The organism is Oceanobacillus caeni (genome assembly GCF_019037185.1).
In the GTDB taxonomy this organism is placed as follows: Bacteria; Bacillota; Bacilli; order Bacillales; family Amphibacillaceae; genus Oceanobacillus; species Oceanobacillus caeni.
Window position 1 is genome coordinate 265243 of the sequence record NZ_JAHHXM010000001.1, and the last position, 22707, is coordinate 287949.

The following is a 22707-nucleotide window of genomic DNA, read 5'->3' on the forward strand; positions in this document are numbered from 1 at the left end:
TTTAGATTATAGACCAATAGAAAAAACCTTATCTCTCCATATTTCTCGTAGCTTTTATTTTTTAAGTTGGCGAATGCCTTAGTTGCACTTATGCAAATCTTTATGATGGGGCGAGTAATCGGAGCCCCAGACGGGAAAGATTTTTATACTTTCCTACCTGCTAAAAAAGGCCAATATCCTTCTTAAGAATACCAGCCTCCCCCATTTTTATTAATCTTCTTTCCTTAATTTGTGTACTTCATCAGCTACGGCTTGAACCTGTGTCCCTACAATAACTTGTATGCTATGTTTCCCAACGACATTTATTCCAGGTACACCGGTTGCTTTGATTTTCTTCTGATCCACTGCGTCCATGTCTTTTACCTCAAGACGTAATCGGGTCGCACAGTTATCAACGGATATTACATTCTCATCTCCGCCAAGCCCCTCATAAATTGCTTCTGCCATCATTGCATACTTATCTTTTCCAGTAGTATTCGGTGCAGTTTCTCCAACTAGCACTTCCTCATCATCATCATCTTCACGACCAGGCGTTTTGAAATCAAATTTGATAATTAAAAAGCGGAATAGGAAGTAGTAAATAACCGCAAACACAAGACCTAAAAGAATGAGCATATATGGATTATTCGCTAGTGGAAGTCGTGAACTTAATAAAAAGTCGATAAGACCAGCACTAAAGCTAAATCCTGCTGTCCAATGGAATGTTGCTGCGATGAACAACGATATACCTGTTAGCACTGCGTGTACCACGTAAAGCACTGGTGCTAAGAACATGAATGAAAATTCAAGCGGCTCCGTAACACCGGTAAGGAAAGATGCAAACGCTACTGCCATTAGTAAGGACGCAGCTTGTTTTTTCCTTTTCGATTTCGCTGTATGATACATGGCAAGTGCTGCCGCCGGAAGCCCAAACATCATGATTGGGAAGTAACCTGCTTGATATCTACCAGTAATACCTAGCGTTCCTTCTCCATTCCAGAAGTTACCGATATCATTAATACCCGCGACATCAAACCAGAACACGTTATTTAATGCGTGGTGTAAACCAGTCGGGATTAAAATACGGTTAAAGAATCCGTACAGTCCTGCACCAACTGCCCCTAGACTACTAATTGCTTCCCCAAATGAAACCAATGCGGAATATACAGCTGGCCATACAAATAATAAGATCATGGAAACTACAAGCATGGTTGCTGCTGTTAAAATTGGTACCAATCGTTTTCCACTAAAGAATGCAAGTGCTTCAGGTAATTTCACATGACTAAAGCGGTTATATAGTGCAGCCGCAATAAGTCCAGAAATAATACCAATAAAAACATTATCAATATTTTCAAATGCCATATTGACACTTTCAACTTTAATTTGTAACAAGTTGGCTACATTATCTGTTGCTAAAACAGTTGTAACAACCAAATAACCAACCAGGCCACTAAGTGCTGCTGGACCATCTTTTGCCTTTGTCATCCCTATTGCGACACCGACGGCAAATAAAATCGGAATAAAGCCTAAAATTGCACTACCCGCACTAATTAAGAATGCCGCAATGATACTTCCAGAACCCATGCCTTCTGGGTCAATTGCATAACCAATCCCCATTAATACCGCAGCTGCAGGTAATACGGCAACAGGAAGCATTAATGACTTACCTAGATTTTGCAAGTATTTCATCATAGTAAAAACCTCCTATTTTCACTTGAGAGACATTTAATAAATCGGTTTCAATTCCCTTTTTAGAAAACTTGGCATTCGCCAAACTTTAAAACAAAGGCGCAAGCGCCCGTTTAGTGACGTATAGACTGGACTGAGCCATAGGAGATAAAGGAAACACGGAGAGCGTAAGCGAGCCGATGTTGACTTATCGTACGGAGGTGAAGGAAGTCTACTAGTCACTGGGCGCTGGAGCCGGACGTGGCTATTTCTGTATCTAAGTTATCCACAGCCACAAATTTTATAATTTCCTAGACAAGGACAAATATCTTCATTCCACTTATGCAAGAAAGAAACTCCTCCTAATTCTGTCGACAAGAACTAAAGCCCTTCTTTTTTTCATCAAAATTATAGCACGCCTTATATATAGTTGTCTATACCACTTTACGTGCTATTTGTTTAAAATCTAATTCGGTGGCTATATTTTTCCATTAATACGTAATTATGCTTATCAGCCCCGTCCACATTCCCACTTAAAAATACTGGCGGAGTTATTCCCTTTTCTACCATAAGGGATATCGCTTCTGCCATCATCGCATTAAGAATAGACGCACCAACAGTGGTTGATCCTGGAGCAAAACCAACGGATACATTTTCATTCGTTAACAAGGCATCCCCCACTGGAATATGGTTATCAATTCCTACATCAACAACTTCATGTAAAAACTTCCCACTAACATGTCTTGATGTTTGCCCTTCTGCATAGACATGGGATGATAGGCCAATTACGAACGCTCCTTTTTCCTTGGATAAAAGAGCAGTTTCAATAGGAACAGGGTTTCTTCCAGAAGTGGATATCACAATCATCACGTCATTTTCACGAATATCTTGTTCTTCCATAAATGTCTTAGCATAGCCGCTCTTCCGCTCCAATTCCGATGAACAGATCGCGCCTTCATGTAGCATTAATGGCTCATGAAAAATTGGATGAATGGGGACAAGCCCTCCAGCCCGATAATAGACCTCTTCTGTTAATATATGTGAATGACCGGATCCAAATAAATGGACCACACCATCATGTTGGAAAGCTTCACAGATCTTCTCAGCTGCTTGTTCCAACTTCTTTGCTTCTTCAATTTCTACTTTATCTAAAATTTCTTTAACCTGGTTAAAATATGGATGGATCATGACTCCATCACTCCTCTAATTAGTATGTGTCGAATAAAGTTATCGGACCTTCACGGGCAGTTGACCACCTACCTTCTTTGTTTCCCCAGAAGCCTGAGCTATGAGTCTTACTACCCGTTTAGGTGGGATAAATGTGTTTTATTTTAGTTGATAGTTACCAGCACAGTCTCTCCTGCCTTTGCTTCCTTCTCTTCAGATAACGTGATTTTTTTATCAATATCATTACTGTTTGTAATAACTACTGGTGTAATCACACTACTTGCATTTTCACTAATATAACTCAAATCTACATTTAATAATGGTTGTCCTACCCTTACCTTGTCCCCTTCACTCACATTCAGTGTAAAACCTTTACCACCTAATGCTACTGTTTCTAGTCCCACATGAATCAATACTTCTGTTCCATTATCCGTTTTTAAGCCAATCGCATGTCTGGAATCTGGAATTTGTACTACCTTCCCATTTACTGGTGATACAATTTCTCCTTTACTAGGATTTATGGCAATTCCCTCACCCATCATTTTTTGACTAAATACCGGATCTGGGACTTCCTCCAATTTGACTACTTCGCCGTTGACTGGAGCATATATTTTTTCAACCTTTGATTGTTTGAATAGTTTTTTAAACAAAATTATCTTCCTTTCTTTACTCATCGTTTATCTAGATATGAAGACAATGTAATTGCTTACTTTTATAATAACAGCCTATTGTATATATGTCTATACCAGTTTATTGAACATAATATTAACTTTTTGCACCAACACAGAATAATTATCCAGTCCAACACTAAAAGAGCACCCATTTACATAGGCTGCTCTTTTCAAAATTACTTTATTTATTCTTCGTCTTAGATAATGCTGCTTCGTCTGCAATAACCGTGACATGATCGTGTTTTTGTAAGATAGATGCTGGCATTTGCTCATCTACATCGCCTTCGATTAATTGTGCAACTGCGTCGGCTTTGTTTTCACCGGAAATAAGTAATAATATCTCTTTACTTTGCATAATCGTTTTAGGCCCCATTGAAATAGCATGGGTTGGCACTTCATCCTTAGAAGCAAAAAATCTTGCATTCGCCTCACGAGTAGAATCCGTTAATTCCACAACATGCGTTGGTTTTGTAAATGGTGTTCCGGGTTCATTAAATCCAATATGACCATTCACTCCAATTCCCAATACTTGAACATCGATTCCACCTGCGTTACGGATCATTTGCTCATAATTTTCACATTCTTGATCCATGTCTTTTTCTAATCCACTTGGTATATGAACATTTTCTTTTGCAATATCAACATGATCAAATAATTTTTCATTCATAAAGTAAACGTAGCTATTTGGATCTTCCTTACCTATTCCAACATATTCGTCTAAATTGAATGTCGTCGTATTTTTAAAGGAAACTTTGCCTTCTTTATTCTTTTTAATTAAACATTTGTATAAGCCTTCCGGAGTAGAACCAGTTGCAAGTCCTAATACGGGATTTTCCAGTTTTTGCATTCTTTCTACGATTAATTCACATGCTTTTTCACTCATTGCTTGATAATCTTTCACTTGAATTATTTTCATCTTTATTCTCCTTTTTATGAAACGACTTTGCAAGAAATAGTATACTTAATAGGAAGCTGACCATCAAGAAGGAAAATGTCCGTATCTTACCAAATTTTCATTCTATCTTTACTTCAAATTCACTAATTTATTTTTTATATCTGTAAAACGTTCCAGAGGTTTTACACAATAAATCTCCTTCTTCATTATGTACTTCACATTCCATGAAACATACTTTATACCCTTCTTTCGTATATCTTGCTGTGGCGGTAATATTCCCAGTAGATGCTGCTTTAAAATAAGAAGTCTTCAATTCTAGTGATACATACGGGGCGTCCTTTAGGCGAAAATTCAAATGCCCCATTGCTGTATCTGTCAAAAACGTGTAAACTCCCCCATGAACTATTCCGCTTGGGTTGAGCATCACTTCTGATATGGGGCACGTAATCGTACACGTTCTATTTTCATCATCATATTGAAAATCAAATTGAAAAAGTTTAAATAAAAAAATACTCTCTGGATTAAAATTTCTTTCATCGAAGGCCTTTTCAACTAACCCCATAAACTCCTTTTTTTCCATCATAAATCCCCTACCCCCTTGTCATCTTTCTCTTTTATCATATCATAATGAAAAGTCTTTTAGAGAGTGGGAAACCTAGATATTTGCCTTCTTTTTAGATTCCTATTCTAGTACTTTACATACAGGAAATTTGTCCGATATAAATAATATAATGCTCAACATTGTACTTCGTTATTTTTTATCCCACCTTTACGGGCAGTAAAACTTCCACCTAAAGCTTCTGAGGATACAAAGAAGGTAGGTGGGGGATCAACTACTCGTAAAGGTCTTATATAAGTGTGACTAACCATCCGTGTGGGGTGAAGGAAAACCCCCACGGATGGAAGTCTCCTTTATGAAAACTTGGTTTTTTCAAGCTTTTGGGCGAATGCCTTAGACACAAATATAAGATAAGAAAGGAGCCTTATCATTAATTACAGATAGTGCAGCATCAATAAAAAAGTACTTGAAAATTGAAATTACATATTAGCGAGGTGTATTCATCATGAAAAAGCTATTTAACTTTAAAAGTGTCCGAACAAAGATTATTTTCGGGTTCTCTATTGTTATCGTTCTTACACTACTATTAAGTGTTCTAACTATTAACTCTATGAATCAGTCCAATAAACAAGTAGAAAATTTAATCAATAACGAATTAGAACTATTAATTTTAGATGAACAATTAGCTAGTAATATGGCCAGCCGAACAGGATTGATTCGGGCATATTTATTATTTGACGAAAAAAGTTTTATGGACGAATTCCAAGCTGGGACCGTTCAAAGTCAGGATCTAGTAAAACAAGCTCGTGAAATTAGTGACTCCACAAAATTAGATGAATTAATTAATCAAAAAGTAGAATGGGAACAGTTAACGGATAAAGTTTTTTCAGAGTATAGTAAAGGGAATAAAGAAGAAGCTTTAGAAATTATGAAAACAACAGTGGGTCCACTTGGTAGAACATTAATTACCGAATTCGATGACCTAGCAAAAAATAGGGAAGCAAAAATTGAAAAGTTAGGTGACAATATTCAGGAAAATGGTAAACAAATTATCATAACTAGCATCATAACTTTTATTGTGGTACTTATTTTAGGGGTTATTACGGCATTTATTACGTCTAGATCAATTGTGAATCCTATTAAAACAGTAATGGAACAAATGCAAAAAATCACAAGTGGTAACTTAAATAATGATGAACTACATACCGATTCCAAAGATGAACTTGGACAACTTATTCACGCAACAAATGGAATGAATAATAGTATGCGCAACATTATGTTAACCATTAGTGAAGTTACCGCCACTGTCTCTGCCCATAGTGAAGAATTAACACAATCAGCTAATGAGGTACGTTCTGGAACGGAGCAAATTTCTACAACAATGGAAGAATTAGCTACCGGATCTGAATCACAGGCAAATATGACAACGGATCTATCGACCATGATGAAAGATTACACAGAAAAAATCGAACAAACAACAGAAAATACGGAACGAGCAACGAATGAATCCAATCAAGTACTTGTATTAGCAGATGAAGGAACTGAGTTAATGAATGCTTCTATGAAACAAATGGAAAACATTGATTCAATTGTTCAAGATTCAGTTGAGAAAGTTCAAGATCTTGATGAACAATCACGTGAAATATCCAAATTGGTTGTCGTTATTCAGGATATAGCAGACCAAACAAACTTACTAGCGTTAAATGCAGCAATCGAAGCGGCTCGTGCTGGTGAACAAGGTAGAGGTTTTGCAGTTGTGGCAGATGAAGTAAGAAAACTTGCAGAACAGGTCGGAAATTCCGTAACCGATATTTCAACTATTGTTGGTTCCATTCAGAACGAAATTAATCAAGTTACAAATTCCTTAAACGATGGATACAAAGAAGTGGAACTAGGTACAAATCAAATCCGCTTAACAAATGAGAAATTCAGCACGATCCAGCACTCTATTTCAGAAGCAGTTAATAGCATTAATTTTATTAATACGAACATGGCAGACATCGCGGCAAGTAGTCAAGAAATGAACAGTTCCATTTATGAAATCGCAGCTATTTCAGAACAATCCGCAGCTGGTATTGAGCAAACCTCTGCTTCTTCCCAACAAACAAGTAGTGCTATGGAAGAAGTTGCGGGGAGTGCAAATGAATTATCAAAACTTGCTGAGGAATTAAACGGATTGGTAAGTAATTTTAAATTGTAAGGTGGGGGATAGTTCTTTGAGGGGAACTATCCTTTTTATCTATTCTAAAAACAAGCGATGTAATAGAAAAATTCCAAGCTATGGTAAAAACAACAGAACCGGTTCGAATTTAGATTAGTTTGGAAATAATTCATCATGGATTATTTCTTTTTTAATTATCGATAATTTGTTCATAGATATTATTGATTATATCTCCCCTGCTAAGTACACCTACAACACGGCCAGCACCATTAACAACAGGAAGCTTTTTGAGACGATGTTTAGATAATAAGCGAATCGTCGTTTCAAATTCTTCGGTGGGAGATACATATATAAGATTTCGTTTCGTCATAATTTCCTTCACAGGTGTATTTAATTTTTCCCTTAATACATCTTCCATTTCCCCAACTTCTATAATATAAACAAGCCCGGCAATTCCCATAGGTGTGGGAGATAAATAACGTAATACATCTCCGTCAGATACCATTCCTAATAATTGATCTCTATCATCTACTACAGGCACACCACCAATTCGATTGGTTTTAAGTATATTTAGTAAGTCCTTTACCGTATTGGATGGTTTTATTGTATAAACTTTCGTAATCATAAAATCTCTTACATTCATTGTCGACACCTCTCTGTTGTATAGCCGCACGCAGCTTTTGTAGGTTTATTTTATCATAACTTTAATTTCCAAGTATTTTTAAATTTGACTAATACATATCTTTTGTACCGTAAGCCGAGGTTTTTCATTACTTCCGCTGATGCTTTTGAATTTAAATCATTCTCTTCAAACAGTTTCTTAATAATGTTCTAATAGTTCTTCTACCAGTTACCTACATTCATACCATTATCGTATTAACATTGAAGTTTTGGTGTTTTATCTATTCTGTATTTTATTGTTTTTCTTTATTTGATCTACCTATACAAGCTTTCAAATTCTTCATACGCTGTAGTAAATATAATGAAAGGAGGAGGAATAAACTTGTCAACTTGTCAAAGACTTGCGGATATAATCGGTGGTGAAGTTATTCAATCGACTCCTGTTTGTGTCATCATGCGACTTCGAAATATTCGAGCAACTATTTTAGGCCGCCGCACTCGTTCTCCATTGGCACTTCCGTTTATGTTATCCTTTGAAAATAATGGTCTTAACCTAGGTGAAAGTGTACTTCTTCAAAGAGAAGTTAATCCAATGCTTGATGCATTACGAAAAAGAGGAATTATCGTAACAGCCTTCCATAACCACTGGCTGTTTGATGAACCTCGTTTAATGTATATGCATTGGGAGAATGTTGGAATGGATCCGTTTGAGTTTGCTAGAAGAAGTTTTGGGGCAGCAAAAGAAGCAGGTCTTTTCTAAGGCGAGCCATATGTTTTTTTGACCCTTTATTAGGGTCTTTTTTCATATTCTTTTTATATGGGGCGATGCTTCATATACATCAACCCCATCAACTTTTTCATTTAATTTGGCTCTACGTGAACATGAACGCTGTATACTCCGTAATCTTTAATCATAATTTCCTCTACATAGGTTGAAATCTCATGAGCTTCATTTATATCTAACCTAGAATTAACAAGGATGACAACATCTATCACTTCATTATTTCCATAGTTTCTTCCTTTAATTTCTTTTACACCTTTAACTCCATCCACATTGGTAATTACATCGTGATATAGTTGAATTTTATTTTCATCAAATCCATCTGTTAGCTCATGGGAAGCTTGTCTAAATATATCCCAAGCTGTTTTACATATTAGTAATCCAACAATTATAGCTGCAAAAGTATCTAGCCAAGGCATGTTTAATTGGGAGCCAAATATTCCTATCGCTGTTCCAATACTAACCCAAGCATCTGAAATGTTATCTTTAGAAGCTGCCATAACCGCCTTGCTATTAATCTTGGTTGCAAGCTTTTTATTATAACGGTAAACAAAATACATAGCTATTGCAGAAAACACAGCCACATATGCCGCCATTATGTCAGGTGACTCTTTCCCACCTTCAACCATGGATGTTATAGCATCTATCAACACCTGTATACCAACAACAACCATAATAAAAGAGGCTATCATGGAGGCAATTGTTTCGCTTTTCCAATGACCATAGCCATGATCTTTATCAGGAGGCCTTTGTGCTAACCTTAATCCAACCAGTACGGCAATTGATGCAATAATATCAGTTGTATTGTTCAATCCGTCTGCTTTTAAGGCTGCGGAGTCACTCATATATCCTACCATTAGCTTTATAATAGATAGACAAATATAGGCTAATATACTAATGGTTGCACCACGTTCACCTAATTTTAGGTCTTTATATTTTTGTTCTTCCATTCTTCTTCTCCTAACAAAGTATGTAAATAGAATATCAACTTAAAAGTTGGTGTGTCTATAGCAACCTTTTTGTATACTTCTACAAAAGTAAGAGATGAGAATATATATTGCATGAGGTAAACAATCAATCGTAATTAGGCGTGTAAACTCCCATCGTCTTGAAAACTTGACCATTCACGAACATTATTACCCGAAGACAAAATTGCTAATTGCACATTGAAGGGTAGTGAGGTTACAAAGTTCAACAATCATGGTAAAATCTTTAGACGTTCACAAAAATACACACGCTATTTATAATATAAAATAGCGTGTGCGTAATGTTATTTGCTATTATTAGGAATTTCCCTTGTTTTCTACTCATTTTAAATGGGGTAAATCAAAGATCAAAGATAATACCCATAAGTGAATAGATAATAACAGTTGAAAAAAGAATGGTCATATAGATTAAGGAATAAATAAACATGGATTTTGCCCATTTTTCCGAATCCATCCTCTTAGAACCAACCATACTTAAAACAAGCCAAATAATACCTAAAAGAAGTGCCACTAACATTAATCCGATACTTAACGAACCAAAGAGAAAACTGATTGCAATTAATACAATTAAGTAAATATTCGTTTGTACATACGTCCGCTTAATCCCTTTTACTACGGGCAACATCGGTACTTTTGCTGCCTTATATTCATCGTGTCTCCTAATAGCTATAGCGTAAAAATGCGGCATTTGCCAAATAATTGTGATGACAAACAGTCCAAGGATGGCAGGATGTGTGATGTCTGGATAAATAGCAGCCCATCCAATGAGAGGTGGCATTGCTCCAGAAATACTTCCTATCTCCGTGTTGTAAACTGTTCTTCTCTTACTCCACATCGTATATGGGACAATATAAAAGAATAATCCTAGGAAACCTAGAAATGCTGCTAATGGAGTGGTTAATGCTAGAGATATGATTCCAAAAATAGACATGAAGATACCAAGCCATAGTACTGTACTAGGTTTTATTTCTTCTGTTACTGTTGGTCTGCTTTGGGTTCTTTGCATGATTGAATCGATGTCTCGATCATATAAATTATTAAAAGCTCCTGCCGCTCCAATGACCAAAATAGTACCAATAAAAGCAAATATAATTTCAGGCCATTTCTCAAAAATACTAATTTGATACGTGTATAACGACAATGTTAACCCTGCAAACATAGGGATTAGATTTGATTTAATGATCCCGGTTTTAATGGTTTGAGCCAAGATTTTTGACAAAGGTAGGTTTTCTACCTCCCCCATTTATGTTCACTTCCTTTTTCTTGATAAGTTATGATTTTTTACTTCGAGTGCTTGTTCAAAAAGGAGGATGAAGTCGAAGTGACATTTTCACCGGACTTTTTGAACAACCTCTTCCATAAAGATATGTTGATAATACTAAACAGACTTAAATATACCATATAGTATTTGTTAAAGTCATTGTTTTTCCACTTTGATTACAGTTATGTCGTATCCTATCTTCACACTTTTTTCACTATTTCTTTTTGGTTAGCTCTCGCAAATATGTAACTTTTCCTATATTATTTTAAGGGGAGAGCCATGGGAACAGGCCCCGTTTCCTAATAATTAATGATGAAGCGGGACAAGAGACTTGTCCTTCTGTCTCTAGTGAAACAGCTTACTATAATGGAGTGACCTATGTTGAGTACAAATAAAGCGTTATCTATCTTATTTGCCGTCATGTTTCTCGTGATGGTTGGTTTCGGAATTATTATCCCTGTCATCCCCTTCTATGCGGAGGAACTGGGTGCTTCGCCAACCGAATTAGGGCTATTGATGGCAGTTTATTCATTAATGCAATTGATTTTCGCACCGATGTGGGGAAGAGTTTCTGACCGAATTGGGCGTAAACCTGTTATTATGATTGGAACATTAGGACTAGCACTTTCCTTTTTCTTAACGGCCATTTCCACACAATTATGGATGCTATTCGCAGCAAGAATTATTGGTGGGGTTTTATCTTCTGCCAATATGCCGACAGTTATGGCATATGCAGCAGATATCACATCAGAAGAAGATCGAGGAAAAGGCATGGGAATTGTAGGTGCTGCAATCGGACTAGGATTTATATTTGGTCCTGCAATCGGCGGCATTTTCTCAAAATCAAGCTTAAGTACACCTTTTTTCTTGGCGGGAATCTTTTCTCTTTTTACCTTTTTCATGGTAATGTTCATTTTAAAAGAATCCTTATCTGTAGAAAACAGAAGAAAAAAATCCCCAGGAAAATCTGGAGGATTATGGATAACGTTAAATGGCCCAACGTCTATCATGTATTTCTTATCATTCTTCGTTACCCTTTCTTTAGCTGGGTTAGAAGCAACTTTTGCCTACTTCGCTGCGGAAAAGGCGGATTTAGAAACAACCGAATTAGGTTACATCTTCATGATCATGGGACTTGGTAGCGCCATCGTACAAGGTGGTATGGTTGGTAAATTAATTAAACGATTTGGTGAAGGCTTTGTCATCCAAATTGGAATTTTTGTTTCTGCAGTTGGCTTTCTACTAATTCTATTCACGGAAAGCTTTACGACAGCAGCTATCTTTTTAACCATCTTTGGTTTAGGTAATGGAGTTATCCGGCCAGCTGTCTCCTCTATACTTACGAAGCGTTCTAGGACTGGACACGGTGGTGTAACAGGGATGATCTCCTCCTTCGATTCACTTGGAAGAATTATCGGCCCACCATTAGGAGGTTGGCTATATTCTATTTCTATTGGATTACCGTATGTTTCAGGTATTATGCTATCGATTATTGCGTTTGTGCTATTTCGAATATTTTCAGCCTCACAGTCAAAAGGGATTAGTCGCGGGTATTAGGGGTTAAATCTTGTTGTGGTATGATGATGAATATCGGGATTTGGGTGTCGGATATCAGCATTCGCGAGCAGTTTATCAGTACTTACTCTCGGATATCAGCATTTGCGAGCAGTTTATCAGTAATTGCTCTCGGATATCAGCATTCATACACAGAACTCGAAGAAAATTTTAATAAAAACAACAATATTCGGAGGAAATATCATGAATAAATGGTTTATAACTTTTACGATTGGCATTTTAACTATATTGCTTTATCTAGATCTTCATTTCCAAGGTCAGGTTTATAAACGTTTGCCAGAAAAATGGAAACAACGCTTATCTAGTTTGGTTTGAGGGTAAAAGGAGGAGCCCGCTTACATAGGATTCCCCCTTACTCCTCTTACTTATTTTTCTTCAACTCTTTTTTATATTGCTCCCGGACCATTTCTGCAATTTCGTCAGCGGACATTGATTCCATATCGTTTTGATAACTTAATTTCTCACAAACCTTGATATAAGCAAATGCTAAACTTGTTGTTATCGTCGAGGCAACCGCTCCGTTAATGATCCCGCCTGCAACTGTACCAACTCCCGGAATGAACTTAAGCAGTTGTCCAACCATTGCTCTTCCTGTTAGAGTCGCGGCACTTGTCCCAGCCAAAGCTGAAACAATCGTCTGGATCAAAGCACGTGACCGAGAAAAGCCGAAAATATTGGTGATTTTTGTAATTAAGGTTATCTGTATCCCAGATAAAACTACAGCATCGGAAAACGGAATTGGGGCAAACCCGGCTCCAAACGAACTAGCGATGAAACCGGTCGACCACTTTTTTGCTTCTTTTACCTTTAAATCAATATTTGTTTTTTGCGCATTAACAAAGGCTCTTTTCGTTGCTTCTGGTAAAGCATCAAAAGTGGCATCGACAAGATTATTTAATCCATAGGCAGGTATTTCTATATTATTGATAATCCTTTTAGGAGCGGCTAGTAAGCGAACCATATTTTTTACCGGTAATTCTAATTTCTCTAATTGTTCATAAAAAGATGTATCATCACTAAAGCATTGCGTTAATACAAGAATTACAGGCATTTTTTTAGAGAACAACCGGATCCATTCGATTTCTTCTTGCTCAATCCGATACGATTCATAAGAGATACAATACCACATGAGATGAATATGCTCATTAATATCTTTATTCTTTTCCCGCTTCATAATTTCGTCTAAAATTTCATTTTGTACTTCTTCTCTTGCAATTTCCGTTAGCTCTAGCCCTTTCGTATCAAATAAAGTGACAGGAACCGAGTCTTTAGAAATTCTTTGTAAATGCTGGGTAATGGGCTTGCCAGTACCTGTTTGCACCATCTTCTCGCGAAAAATAGCATTAATAAGTGTACTTTTGCCAACACCCGTTTTTCCTGCAATCATAATGTTTGGCTTTACCATACTGTCATAGTCCGATTCCAGCTCTTTTATAATATCTTTCATGTTAAGATCCATACCTGATGTTTTCTTCATTTTCTTCTCCCCTTAAAATACCTTTTCATTACTGACAAGACTTTTTGTTTTATTATACCCCAACATCCATGACCGCTACTCTTCTATTATTATGTTTAAAGATAAAAAAGCTGGGTATATTAACTAACACAAAATTAAATTTTACTGAAAAGGATGTTGACATAATGGGATTTATTTGGAGTTTAATAGTAGGAGGAATTCTTGGTTGGATTGCAGGTCTAATTATGGGCAAGGACATACCCGGTGGAATTATTGGTAATATAATTGCTGGTTTTGTTGGTGCATGGCTAGGTTCTCTCATACTTGGAGATTGGGGACCTGAAATAGGAAACTTTCGTATAATACCTGCACTAATTGGTGCAATTATCCTTATTTTCATTGTGAGCCTTATTATGAAGGCTGCTAGGAAATGAGAACTAAAACTCAGATTACAGCTCAGATATCGGTATTCCAACCAAGATATCAAATAAAAAGCCTAATTTCCAATATAATTGAGAAATTAGGCTTTTTATAGAAAAATATCTATTTTAATTATTATTGTATTCCGCAACCGTTACGGTTCGTTTAGCCTTAGGTTTCACAACAGCTTCTCATACTACTTTTTACTGCTTGTTTTTCTGCTTACTCTTATACCATTTACTAGCTGCTTCTACTTCACTATAGGTTAATTGATGCCCTCTATTTTCCCAGTGAAGTTCCACTTTTGCACCTGCTCCCTTTAACAAGGATGTTAATTCTTCTGACTCTTGGGCTGAACATATCGGATCATTGGTACCTGCTGCAATAAATACATTCTTACCTGATAAATCCGGCAAATCAATTCCCCTTCTTGGAATCATGGGATGATGGAGAATTGCGCCTTTTAAAGCGTCTTTATAATGGAACATGAGGCTTGCTGCAATATTTGCTCCATTTGAATATCCTATCGCAAAAACATTATTACGATCAAACTCATATTTTTCAGCTGCTTCATCCAAAAATTCGTTCAATTCTTTTGTACGGAAAACCAAATCTTCTTCATCAAATACACCTTCAGCTAATCTTCTAAAAAAGCGTGGCATTCCATTCTCAAGAACATTTCCTCTTACACTTAAAACATTGGCATTTGGATCCATTTTATCTGTAAGAGGCAGAAGGTCATGTTCCGTTCCACCAGTTCCATGTAATAATAGTAGTGTCGGTTTAGATGCGTCATTTCCTTTTTGAAAAATATGTTTCAACTGTATTCCTCCCTTTAACAATAAAGTGCTTAGTTCTCATACTCTTTCTCAAATTCCTTCGTGCTTCTAACTGTATCGATAGGTCTTACTAATTTTTCAATTTCCTCACGTTTTGCTTCAAAGAATGGGGGTAAGGATAGTTTTTCTCCAAGTGTTTCATATGGCTCATCACCCGTAAATCCAGGTCCATCTGTTGCAATTTCAAATAAGATTTGCGGAGCAACATTAGCATAGAGCGAACCAAAATAATATCGTTCGACAAAACCTGAATTTGGCAATCTAATTTCATCAAACCATTTCTTCCAGTCATCTAATACGGAGCGATCTTCCACTCGGAATGCAGCATGGTGAACGGTACCGTAACCTTGGCGGGCACGTGGAAGAATGTTGTTAAACTCCACAACGACTTGTGCACCATTTCCGCCTTCCCCTACTTCAAATAAATGGAACGAGCCTTCCTTATCTACCTCTTCAAAGAACAATACCCTTTCCATAATGGTTTTAAAGTAATCCATGTTAGATACTCGTACGAAGACTGGCCCTAACCCAGTAATGGCATACTCCAAAGGAATCGGTCCTTTTTGCCAAGGGGTTCCTGAAGCTACACCTTTATTATTCTCATCAGAAATTAATTGGTATTGCTGATCATCAAAGTCAACAAAGTTAAGTACTTTCTTCCCAAATTGCTCTTTAATTCCTGTGTGTTTCACATTTAAACGATTAAACCGTTTCACCCAATAGTCCAATGCTGCATCATTCGGAACACGGAAAGAAGTTTTTGAAATTTCATCTGTTCCATGCATCCCCTTTGGAATACCAGGGAAATCAAAGAAAGTCATGTCTGTCCCAGCGCTACCTACATCATCCGAAAAAAACAAATGATAGGTTTGAATATCGTCTTGGTTAACAGTTTTCTTAACTAATCGTAATCCCAATGTATACGTGAAAAATTCATAAATCCTCTCTGCACTGCTCGTTATTGCGGTTATATGGTGTACTCCTTTTAATGGTTGCATGTTTATTCCTCCAGCCTTTCGTTTCATTTTGATTGGTTCATTGTTCTATCATTTCATAAATCTTCTTTCTCCACTTCAATTGGAGGTAATATTTCTTCAAATTTTTTCCTTTTATGTTCAAACCAGCTTGGTAGCATTAACTTCTCACCGAGTTTCCCTGGAGATTCATCAATCGAAAACCCCGGAGAATCAGTTGCCATCTCAAAAAGGATTCCGCCTGGTTCATAAAAATAAACAGCTTTAAAATAATTGCGTTCTTTTATCTCAGTCGGTTTATAGCCTTTTTCCTCTAGTAACTCTCTCCAATTTTCAAGTTCTTCATCATCTTTTGCTCTCCAGGCAATATGATGTACCGTACCTGCACCTGCAAGTCCTCTAACAGATGGGGATAGTTTAATGTCAATCAAATTACCTAACACTCCATCCGATTTAAAACGTAAATAATCATCTTCTTGTTTAACAAAATTCATGTTCAATATGGTTTCTAGCACATCTTTGGTTTGATTTGGCTGTGCTGAATTTAGAATTACACCGCCAAATCCTTTAATGGCATTTTTTGATGATATGCCATTCGTTCTCCAACTATTTTCTAATCCTTCATCACGTTCCACTATTTCTAGTTTTAATCCATCTGGATCTTTAAACTTCATATAGTTTTCATTAAAACGGGTCTCTAAAGTGAAAGAAATTTTATATTCGCGCAAACGATTTTTCCAAAAATCCATCGAACCTATCGGAACCACATAACTTGTCGTTCCTACCTGTCCAATACCAACACGTCCTTTAGGAAGTTTTGGGCAAGGGAAGAAAGTGATAATGGTTCCGGGATCTCCTGATTCATTCCCGAAATATAAATGATATACTTCAGGTCGATCAAAGTTCACCGTTTTTTTCACAAGTCGTAACCCTAACACTCTGGAATAAAAATCAACATTCACTTGTGGATCATTAACAATTGCTGTGATGTGATGAATTCCGGCTGTTTTCATAAACTTTCCCCCAACCTATTCTGCTCTCACGATAAAAAATACATCACCAATTTTCGCGTAATAAAAGCCGGCTAATCGACTTACTGCGTTGAAGCTTTTCATCATGTTTCTAACGGTATTAATCTTCTATTAAGCTGATCACGATATTGTTCATATTGTGATGGCAATTTCAGTTCCTGTCCCATAGTTTCATAAGACTCATCATGAGCGAATCCTGGTGGGTCGGTTGCAATTTCAAAAAGTATTTCTCCAGGCTCCCTAAAATAGATGGCATTGAAGTAATTTCTATCTTTTACGTCAGTAACCCCATATCCCTTGTTTGCTAAATATTCCTGCCAATCTAAATGATCAACATCATCTTTCGCGCGCCACGCAATATGGTGAACCGTTCCAACACCCATTCGGCCACGTCCAATTGGTGTTTGTTTAACATCTATGATATTTCCAATTTCCCCATAAGATTGGAATCGAACTAAATCATCTTCTTTTCCTACTTCTTTTAGACCCATAACCTTTTCAAGCGTATCGTTCGTTTTTTCTGGATGAATAGATAATAATACTGCTCCACCAAAACCTTTAATAGCAACTTCTGGTGTCACATCACCCGTTGTCCAATTATTTGGTTCGCCTTCTTCTCTTTCTACAAGCTCTAATTGTAATCCATGAACATCTCTAAACTCTAAATACGTTTCTCCAAATCGTTCTGTCTTTTTGAATTCCATATTAAATTTTGAAAATCTCTTCTCCCAAAATTTCATAGAACCAACTGGAATGACATAAGTAGTAACACCTACTTGACCGCCCCCAATTTTCCCCTGATAAGCGCCGGCCCACGGGAAGAAGGTGATAATGGAACCCGGTTTTCCTTCGTCATTACCAAAGTAAAGATGATACGTACCCGGGTCATCGAAATTTATTGTCTTTTTTACTAGCCTTAACCCAAGGACACCTGCATAGAAATCTACATTTTCCTGTGGGTGGCCAACAATGGCGGTAATATGATGGATACCTGCTGTTTGTTTCACATACATGCTCTCCTTTTTATTCTTTATTTAGTATGTTGAAGTCTTTGTTAAACATAAGTTGCCAATTCTTCATTTATAACGATACTTTCTTGGCTGTCTGATTTTTACCTAGCGATTTTTTTCTGACTTAATCAAATTACTTTTAATTAATTTATATTTAATTAAGTTATTATTAATTAAATATAAATTACCATAAACCTTTAGTCTTTGTCAACTTTTTGGGAGTCCCTTCAATTCAAACTCGAATTTAATCCAAAAAATTAAAAATGCACTCATCATTAAATGAAGAGTGCAACATTTGATAAAAGCTTTTTTTCATTAATTTGCTCATTACAAGATAGAGTGAAATCACCTTTTCTTCTTTTCTTCCCGTACCGATATGATTTGAACTTTTCCCTCAAATTCCTGACGAATACGTTTCCTTGCTTCGGCGGAAGTCCTAGCAACAACCGGCTGTATTAGTTTTGCTTCATCCACATCAATCTTAACCAGAAAGCACTTCGCTCCACATCTCAATAAAAATCACTCTTTCCTCATTAATAAACTAGCTATATGGTTTCGAATTGCATAAATAAAAAACCTAGCTAATATAAAACACTTGTAAACCCTATCTCCCCAACATCTATTATTCCCTATACAAAATAATAATTAATTAGGGTTTGTTTTCACAATACAAAGGAGGTATGAGTTCATTCACGATAATGACGCTTTTACTAACACATTTCTTAAAAATTCATAATTAGGATATTCTTTTTCTTTTAATTGCTTAATTACATAGTCGACGTCATAAGAAACACGATGAACACTAACTTGAAAATGTTTATCTTCTCCCTCTACTATTAAATAGGAAGCATTTTTCGAACCATCAAATGGCAAACCAACACTCCCTAAATTAGCTACGCACTTGCCGTTAATAAAGCGAACATACGGTAGATGAATATGCCCATACAAAAAAATATCCGCTGATGTTTGTTGCATTAATTGTTCCGCAAGCTCTGTATCCGATTGATTTGGCAGCACCATATTAAAAAGATTATTCGGTGTAGCATGAAATGCATGGATTTCTATATCATCCGACAGTTTAATAGTTAATTGTGTCGGTAAATTAGTTAAAAAGTCAATATCCTCAGTAGTCAATTGCTTTAGTGTCCATTCACGTTCTTTTCTCATAATCTCTAGTGCCTCGTTAGGAACTTCTCCTTCCTTAATTCCCCGAGAAACCCATTCATCCGCATTCCCTTTAACCACATCTGTATTTAATGAACGTATCAGATCTAAAGCACGCTTTGGTTCTGATCCACGAAAGCAAAGATCACCAAGTACCGCAATTTTATCTACATTCTTCTTTTCAATATCTTCAAGTACCGCTTCCAATGCGGTAGCATTTCCATGAATATCGGAAATAAATGCTATTTTCATAAAAGAATCCTCCTTGATACACGATATTTTTATTTAACCTTATCGTAACCCAAACTCACTATACATGCTAAATTTATTACATTTCCCGTAGATTCCTCAAGTTATTAACCTGAATTACATAATAAAGTGTCGATATTTCCCAGGAAATGAAAAAGTCCCCCGAACATCCCCGGGAGGCTACTCATTATAGTCTATTATTCAACAAACAATTCCAAAAGCTCTGTTGCACTGTATACAATTTTATCTGGTTTCACGGAATTCTCACGAGCTTTTCTTCTGCGATGATTCATCCAAACAGCGTTCCATCCTGCTTGTTTGGCACCAACCATATCATTGTCGAATGAATCTCCGACATAAACCGTCTTTTCTTTGTCTAAGCCAAGTTTTTCCTCTAGTATTTGAAATGCTTTTCCTGTCGGTTTGGCATGACCAATCGCACCAGAAATAAAAGTGTTTTCTTCGGGAATCCATCTTGATACATTCAATTGTTTAACTTTCATTGATTGATGGTCTTCTGAACCGTTTGTTAAAATAGCCAGTTGTTTTCCTTGCTCATGTAAATATTCTAGTAGTTTTTCAGATTCAGGAAATAAAGTGATTTTATGTTGTTCCTCGACATAAGCGTCTTGAAAATCCAAAGATTCTTGATTCGATATTTCTATTCCAATTTCCGCACAGGCATCTTTAATCCGACGAATATGCATCTCCTGAACGGTCATTTCTCCTGCTTCACATCGGTCAAATAACGCATCACTATATTTCCTACTTATCATATAAAATTGATTTAATTCCTCTTCCGTAAAATCTCTATCAAACATTCTTCTACACGTATTTTTAAAAGACATCGCTTGATCATACAACGTATCATCGACATCGAAAATAATCGTATCCATATTCAATTCAATCTACCTCCCTTTTCTATCATACTAGTGAAAGGTAGAAACGTATAGATAGAAGGTGGAATCTTATTATAGGAAAAACTTTACTATCTAAAACAACTTCGTATTATGGGGATTCTTTTATAAAAATCACCCCAACTAAACCAATTACTGAAAATATAACTGGAGTAATAAAACCATAGAAATACCCAGCCCCTAACTCACCTACATTCTGAAAATGATCCAATATTTTCCCAAAAATACCAGGTAACAAAACAGCACTCATAAATCCGCCTGTGTTTGCAAAACCAGAAACAATTCCAGATTCGTTTACAGGAAATGATATGCGTACAAGGGCAAAGGTTAACGAATTGGACCCAAATGCAAAGCCGATAATGAACATAATCATCACTAAAAACAAAAATGGCGGTTTTCCATGAAATATTAGAATAGTAGACCAGCACAATAACATGACGATATGAAATATAACAAAAGGACGTTTAATCGTTCTTAACCGACTGGCAAGCCAACTTAGAAACGGGGCACCAATAAGCGCTCCAACTAGACTAATCATAATGAGCTGACTTGCATCTATACGCGTTAAACCATACATCTCCATCCCATACGGTACTGCCCATGATCCAATCAAACCTAGATATGCCCCAACAACACCAAAGTGGGAAAAGAAAATTGCCCAAGCTTGTCGATTCGATAAAACTCTTCTTAAGATAACCCATGTATTTTCTCGTCGCATCTCTCTTTTTTCAAATAATGGTTTATTTGGCTTTTTCACGAGGACAAAATAAAGAAGTATTCCACATAAGCATAATAAAATTCCCGCTAAAAGAAACGTCCTTCTCCAGCCAACGAGAATAATAAATGCAGAGAAAGGAACGGTCGCCATTAAGAATCCTAGACTTCCGGTCATTCCTGCTACACCGATTAATCGGGTGAATTCTTTAGCATTAAACCATTGACTTAAAATTAACACCAGATTCACCCAAATTGTCGCATCGCCTATCCCTGTTAATATTCTTGCAAAAAACAAGATAAATTCATGACTACCTACACTATATATAATAGTTCCAATCCCTGTAAGAATCGCACCTACAATAAGAAAAAAATTCGGTCCATATCGATCTGTTAGAATGCCCATCGGTATTTGTAGGGCCGTGTATACGAAAAACTGTATGCTTGTTACTAACCCAACCGTTGTTGCTGTTACACTAAAATCAGCCATTAACTGATCTGTTATTAATCCTGGAGCTGTTCGTAAACTTGACATCAATAAATAGGAACATAATACAGAAGCAAATACAATCCATCTAAATTTACTGTTTTGATTATCCAACAGAATCTACTCCTGTGCTTTTATACTATGTATATGGTTTTTCTCTTAGGTGGGGACTTAATTTTCCATGCTAATTAAATGAATGTTCCAAGATAAAAGAAGTACTTTTTTAAAATCAGCACACCCTTCTATTCCAAAGAATACAATAGGTCAAAAAGGGTGATAAATATGCCTATCCCTTTACCGGTTAATATAAAAGCCTATAAGATTCAAGCTGGACCAAGTAAACAAGTTGTCTACCCTCAAGTTAGCTACCCACAAGATAAACAATTCGAACACGTTATGAATCAAACTTTTGTTCAAGAAACACAAAAGCTCATCAACGAGCAAGCTAGGGAAATGCCAACAGCGATTGTGGAAATGGATGGTTCATTTGAAGTAAAAAATAATCAACGTAACGTCTTAAGCGTATCCCTATCCAACTACGCTTACTATTATCATGCTGCACATGGTCTTACCCTATTAAGATCCGTAACATTTGATTTAGAAAAAAAGAAGCGTTGCAATTTAAAAGACCTATTCAAATATGGAAGTGATTATATCAACCGGCTTTCTGAAATCGTTCATAAGCAAATTGCAGCACGTGATATTCCAGTCATTACTGAGTTTACCAAAATTGAGCCTAATCAATATTTCTATATAGCAGACAAAACACTCGTCATCTACTTCCAGCTTTACGAGTTAGCTCCATATGCATTTGGTTTTCCAATGTTCCCTATTTCCGTATATGACATTCAAGATATTATTGATGAAGAAGGGCCACTTGGAAGAATGGCTGCAAGTCCATAGCTATTAATGATGGGTACACATCTCCACTTATCCTATTTATTTTATCCTACTTGCTAGTAACGGATTACCTGGCTTGAGTATCGAATTCAATATTACTAACAACTGATTTTCATTCACGAGTAACGGATATTTTTAATGTAGGGATAATATGGTTAATGATTATTTATCTCACCTAAACGAGCAGTAAGACTCCCACCCCAAGCTTTTGGGGAAACAAAG

23 protein-coding genes are annotated in these 22707 nt (G+C 36.5%); 6 read left to right on the forward strand and 17 right to left on the reverse strand.

Annotated features, from left to right (window positions below):
* Window positions 1-210: 210 nt before the first annotated feature.
* The 5 genes from nagE to KM885_RS01180 all read right to left on the reverse strand — a co-directional run bounded on the left by nagE (window position 211) and on the right by KM885_RS01180 (window position 4963).
* Complete coding sequence (gene nagE / locus KM885_RS01160; protein WP_216883438.1) at window positions 211-1671, reverse strand: N-acetylglucosamine-specific PTS transporter subunit IIBC; 1461 nt, start codon at window positions 1669-1671, stop codon at window positions 211-213.
* Window positions 1672-2106: 435 nt separating this feature from the next.
* On the reverse strand, window positions 2107-2835 hold the full coding sequence (locus tag KM885_RS01165; protein WP_216883439.1) for an SIS domain-containing protein: 729 nt from the start codon (window positions 2833-2835) through the stop codon (window positions 2107-2109).
* A gap of 143 nt (window positions 2836-2978) precedes the next feature.
* Entirely contained in the window at window positions 2979-3464 is a 486-nt protein-coding gene (locus KM885_RS01170) for a PTS sugar transporter subunit IIA (protein WP_047184145.1), read from the reverse strand.
* A 202-nt stretch (window positions 3465-3666) separates the two neighbouring features.
* Window positions 3667-4401 (reverse strand): glucosamine-6-phosphate deaminase, encoded by a 735-nt coding sequence (nagB, locus tag KM885_RS01175; protein ID WP_216883440.1) that lies wholly within the window; start codon window positions 4399-4401, stop codon window positions 3667-3669.
* A 127-nt stretch (window positions 4402-4528) separates the two neighbouring features.
* Complete coding sequence (locus tag KM885_RS01180; protein WP_216883441.1) at window positions 4529-4963, reverse strand: PaaI family thioesterase; 435 nt, start codon at window positions 4961-4963, stop codon at window positions 4529-4531.
* Between the two features lie 481 nt (window positions 4964-5444).
* Between KM885_RS01180 and KM885_RS01185 the strand changes: the two genes are divergently transcribed.
* Window positions 5445-7139, forward strand: a complete 1695-nt coding sequence (locus tag KM885_RS01185) for a methyl-accepting chemotaxis protein (protein WP_047184147.1) — start codon at window positions 5445-5447, stop codon at window positions 7137-7139.
* 151 nt (window positions 7140-7290) lie between these two features.
* On the opposite strand, the gene KM885_RS01190 is transcribed toward KM885_RS01185, so the two are convergent.
* On the reverse strand, window positions 7291-7743 hold the full coding sequence (locus KM885_RS01190) for a CBS domain-containing protein (protein ID WP_047184148.1): 453 nt from the start codon (window positions 7741-7743) through the stop codon (window positions 7291-7293).
* A 360-nt stretch (window positions 7744-8103) separates the two neighbouring features.
* Between KM885_RS01190 and KM885_RS01195 the strand changes: the two genes are divergently transcribed.
* Complete coding sequence (locus tag KM885_RS01195) at window positions 8104-8481, forward strand: DUF1259 domain-containing protein (RefSeq protein WP_225344057.1); 378 nt, start codon at window positions 8104-8106, stop codon at window positions 8479-8481.
* 101 nt (window positions 8482-8582) lie between these two features.
* Here KM885_RS01195 and KM885_RS01200 read toward each other — a convergent pair whose 3' ends face one another.
* Window positions 8583-9452: a cation diffusion facilitator family transporter gene (locus tag KM885_RS01200; RefSeq protein ID WP_216883442.1), complete on the reverse strand. Its 870-nt coding sequence runs from the start codon at window positions 9450-9452 to the stop codon at window positions 8583-8585.
* Between the two features lie 376 nt (window positions 9453-9828).
* A complete protein-coding gene (gene cyoE, locus KM885_RS01205) occupies window positions 9829-10731 on the reverse strand; it encodes a heme o synthase (protein ID WP_204797875.1) in 903 nt (300 codons plus the stop codon).
* A 399-nt stretch (window positions 10732-11130) separates the two neighbouring features.
* On the opposite strand from cyoE, the gene KM885_RS01210 reads away from it, so the two are divergent.
* Window positions 11131-12306, forward strand: a complete 1176-nt coding sequence (locus tag KM885_RS01210; protein ID WP_216883443.1) for an MFS transporter — start codon at window positions 11131-11133, stop codon at window positions 12304-12306.
* 201 nt (window positions 12307-12507) lie between these two features.
* The gene (locus KM885_RS18045) at window positions 12508-12639 is read left to right on the forward strand and encodes a hypothetical protein (protein WP_255449086.1); all 132 of its coding nucleotides are present in this window, start codon (window positions 12508-12510) and stop codon (window positions 12637-12639) included.
* A 46-nt stretch (window positions 12640-12685) separates the two neighbouring features.
* Here KM885_RS18045 and KM885_RS01215 read toward each other — a convergent pair whose 3' ends face one another.
* Window positions 12686-13801 carry a YcjF family protein gene (locus tag KM885_RS01215; protein ID WP_204797877.1) on the reverse strand — a complete coding sequence of 372 codons (1116 nt, stop codon included), beginning with the start codon at window positions 13799-13801 and terminating at the stop codon, window positions 12686-12688.
* A gap of 164 nt (window positions 13802-13965) precedes the next feature.
* On the opposite strand from KM885_RS01215, the gene KM885_RS01220 reads away from it, so the two are divergent.
* Complete coding sequence (locus KM885_RS01220; protein ID WP_047184153.1) at window positions 13966-14214, forward strand: GlsB/YeaQ/YmgE family stress response membrane protein; 249 nt, start codon at window positions 13966-13968, stop codon at window positions 14212-14214.
* 189 nt (window positions 14215-14403) lie between these two features.
* Here the strand turns inward: KM885_RS01220 and KM885_RS01225 are convergent, their stop codons facing one another.
* The 8 genes from KM885_RS01225 to KM885_RS01260 all read right to left on the reverse strand — a co-directional run bounded on the left by KM885_RS01225 (window position 14404) and on the right by KM885_RS01260 (window position 21699).
* Window positions 14404-15021 carry an alpha/beta hydrolase gene (locus tag KM885_RS01225; RefSeq protein ID WP_204797878.1) on the reverse strand — a complete coding sequence of 206 codons (618 nt, stop codon included), beginning with the start codon at window positions 15019-15021 and terminating at the stop codon, window positions 14404-14406.
* Window positions 15022-15050: 29 nt separating this feature from the next.
* Window positions 15051-16037, reverse strand: a complete 987-nt coding sequence (locus tag KM885_RS01230; RefSeq protein WP_204797879.1) for a ring-cleaving dioxygenase — start codon at window positions 16035-16037, stop codon at window positions 15051-15053.
* A gap of 53 nt (window positions 16038-16090) precedes the next feature.
* Complete coding sequence (locus tag KM885_RS01235; protein WP_204797880.1) at window positions 16091-17026, reverse strand: ring-cleaving dioxygenase; 936 nt, start codon at window positions 17024-17026, stop codon at window positions 16091-16093.
* A 101-nt stretch (window positions 17027-17127) separates the two neighbouring features.
* Window positions 17128-18051 (reverse strand): ring-cleaving dioxygenase, encoded by a 924-nt coding sequence (locus KM885_RS01240; RefSeq protein WP_257454343.1) that lies wholly within the window; start codon window positions 18049-18051, stop codon window positions 17128-17130.
* A 348-nt stretch (window positions 18052-18399) separates the two neighbouring features.
* On the reverse strand, window positions 18400-18567 hold the full coding sequence (locus tag KM885_RS01245; RefSeq protein WP_167507318.1) for a hypothetical protein: 168 nt from the start codon (window positions 18565-18567) through the stop codon (window positions 18400-18402).
* A gap of 177 nt (window positions 18568-18744) precedes the next feature.
* Window positions 18745-19470: a metallophosphoesterase family protein gene (locus KM885_RS01250; protein WP_204797882.1), complete on the reverse strand. Its 726-nt coding sequence runs from the start codon at window positions 19468-19470 to the stop codon at window positions 18745-18747.
* 194 nt (window positions 19471-19664) lie between these two features.
* Complete coding sequence (locus KM885_RS01255; protein ID WP_216883461.1) at window positions 19665-20363, reverse strand: HAD family hydrolase; 699 nt, start codon at window positions 20361-20363, stop codon at window positions 19665-19667.
* Between the two features lie 112 nt (window positions 20364-20475).
* Window positions 20476-21699 carry an MFS transporter gene (locus KM885_RS01260; RefSeq protein WP_047184159.1) on the reverse strand — a complete coding sequence of 408 codons (1224 nt, stop codon included), beginning with the start codon at window positions 21697-21699 and terminating at the stop codon, window positions 20476-20478.
* A 168-nt stretch (window positions 21700-21867) separates the two neighbouring features.
* Between KM885_RS01260 and KM885_RS01265 the strand changes: the two genes are divergently transcribed.
* Window positions 21868-22488 carry a DUF3298 and DUF4163 domain-containing protein gene (locus tag KM885_RS01265; RefSeq protein WP_084824018.1) on the forward strand — a complete coding sequence of 207 codons (621 nt, stop codon included), beginning with the start codon at window positions 21868-21870 and terminating at the stop codon, window positions 22486-22488.
* Window positions 22489-22707: the final 219 nt, after the last annotated feature.